This is a genomic window from Trichococcus sp. (assembly GCF_049589555.1).
Lineage (GTDB): Bacteria > Bacillota > Bacilli > Lactobacillales > Aerococcaceae > Trichococcus.
The window spans coordinates 1-2,805 of record NZ_JBAWAZ010000336.1; the positions used below are offsets into that span (position 1 = coordinate 1).

Genomic DNA, 2,805 nt, shown 5'->3' on the forward strand with positions numbered 1-2,805 from the left:
TGAACAATCCAGATGGAAATAAAGCAGAAAAATGGCTAAAAAAGACAGGCGAATTTTTCAAACGTCTTGGACAAACGATAAATGGCAGCCTCCAGCGGATTTTCACGAAAGAAAATGCTGCAAGAACAAAGGAAAATGCCTTGCTTTGGGAGCAAAGGACCCACAAGCGTATGGATCAAGGCAAAGTGACTTTGCGAAGAATGAAACGGAAACTGGACACAGAAACAAACATGAAGCCTCTTCTTTCAAAAGGAGCTTTCGGGTTCAATGTTTTTTTTGGTGTAGTCCGGAACATTTTTACCGGAATCATTCTATTGATGGTCCTGTTGGGCATCTTTGGCGGTGGCGCAGGTCTGGGTTATTTCGCTAATTTGATTTCGAAAGAGACTGCCCCTACATACGAAAGCATGGCTGAAGACATTGGCAATGTCGAACTCGTCTCCACTATGTACTACGCAAATACCGAAGCCATTTCGGAAATCCGCACAGATTTGGTCAGGACCACCGTCGGATCGGAAAGCATCTCTCCGATCATCAAAGAAGCTCTCATCGCAACAGAAGATGAAAATTTTTATGAGCATAACGGGATTGTACCTAAAGCCATTTTGAGGGCTTTGGTGACTGAACTGACCGGCTTCGGCAGCCAAAGCGGCGGTTCCACCTTGACGCAGCAGCTCGTCAAACAACAGATATTGACGAATGAAGTGACTTTTTCCCGCAAAGCCAATGAGATCTTATTGGCGCTGCGGCTCGAAAATTTCTTTACGAAAGATGAAATACTGACGGCTTACCTGAACGTTTCACCATTCGGACGAAACAGCAGCGGTTCTAATATCGCAGGCATAGAGGAAGCGGCGAACGGCATTTTTGGTGTCCATGCAGCCGATGTTTCCTTGGCTCAGGCGGCATTTCTGGTGGGGATTCCGCAGAACCCTTATACCTATACCCCTTTCACACAATATGGCGAAAGAAAGGAAGATTTGACTGCAGTCTTGAACCGAAAGAACACTGTGCTTTTCCGGATGCTCAGCGAAGGCTATATCACCAAGGAAGAATATGATGCTGCCGTCGCATACGACATCACCCAGGATTTCATAGCCGCCCACGCCACGCAAGCGGACAGGAACAGTTACCTTTATCAAGCCGTCGAACGCGAGGCGATCCTTGTGCTGATGCAACAGGCTGCTGCCGGTAACGACCTCACACTGGAGGATTTGGAAGCGGACATCGAATTGTACAACGAATATTACGCGAACGCGGACAACACATTGCGCTTATCAGGCTACAATGTGTACAGCACGATCGACAAAGATATCTACAACGGCATGCAGGAAGTTGCGGCCGAATACGGTCACACATTAGGAAGTACATTCGTGGACACCTATGTCGATGCAGACGGGGTCACCCAGGAAGTGACCGAGCTTGCCCAAACAGGCAGTGCGCTTATCGAGAACCAGACCGGTAAAATCATCGGGTTCATCGGGGGCCGGGATTTCTCGGTCAATCAAGTGGATCATGTGTTCAGCACCAACCGCTCCCCTGGTTCAACAATCAAGCCATTGCTGGTCTACGCGCCGGCGATCGAACAGAACCTGATCTACCCTGCTTCGATGGTGCCTGATACAAAAATCAGCATCAAACAGCCTGATGGCACACTATGGGAGCCTACAAACTTCGGCGACACCATTTCCAATACATACATGACTGCTCGCCAAGCGCTCTACCAATCAAAAAACAACCCTACGATCAAGCTCTATGTCGCCATGAATGACGAAGGGATGAATCCTGGTCAATACCTTGAAAAAATGGGCATCACCTCGATTGACGAATCGGAATACGGCAATCCATCCTTAGCGATCGGAGCAACGAATGACGGCCCTACCGTTTTGGAACAGACAAGTGCCTTCACGACCTTCGCAACCGGGGGCGATCACGTTTCGCCTTATCTAATCGAAACGATCACGGACAAACACGGAAACGTCGTTTATCAGCATGAAGCGGAAACGACCGAAGTATTCTCGGAACAGACCGCTTATCTGACTTTGGACATCCTGCGCGACGTCATCTCTGATGGCACAGGCCGATCAATCAACAATTATCTGAATTTCAGCGCCGATTGGGCCGGAAAGACCGGGACATCAGAAGCCAACCGGGACATCTGGTTCATAGCCAGCACCCCTACCGTCACGCTTAGTTCTTGGATGGGTTATGATAATTACAAGGGAGAACATGTCTTCTATGACCCTAACAATCAAGGTCTTCCGACCGGGCGAAACCTGAATTACTGGTCCCAGATCGCCAATAAGATCTACAGCATCAATCCGGACATCCTCGGCACCGACCAAACGCACCAAAGACCGGAAGGCATTGTCGAAAAATCGGTATTGGAAACAACCGGGACATTGGCCGGAACCGTTTCGTTTGCGAACGGATTGTCCGTCACCCTTAACGGAAGCACAAGGACCGATTTGTTCAAAGCTGATGCCTTACCGAATACAATTTCGTACGACTTCTCACCCGGTGCTACCGAAAAAGACCTGGAAGACTTTTGGAAAAATTACTTGACTGAAGCAGAATCGAAACGCAATGCAGCCCCTGCAACAAACGGAAACAACGCTACAGACGATGCGGCTGATGCAGAGGAAGAGCCTACAGCAGCAGATGAAGAGGCACCCGCTGACGCAGAAACAGAAGAGGAAACTCCGCCTGCCGACGAAGCTCCAACAACTGAAGAATAAGGGAAAGGCTGCCTCAAATCGGGGCAGCCTTTCGTTTGTCGTTGTTTACTCGCCGCCAAATCAGAAA

Annotated in this window: 1 protein-coding gene; it reads left to right on the top strand. The window is 49.0% G+C overall.

Features of this window, described 5'->3' with window-relative positions; translation table 11 throughout:
• The coding region (locus WBV27_RS11685; RefSeq protein WP_424202260.1) for a transglycosylase domain-containing protein at nt 1–2,738 on the top strand (2,738 nt) is incomplete at its 5' end.
• Between the last annotated feature and the right edge of the window lie 67 nt (nt 2,739–2,805).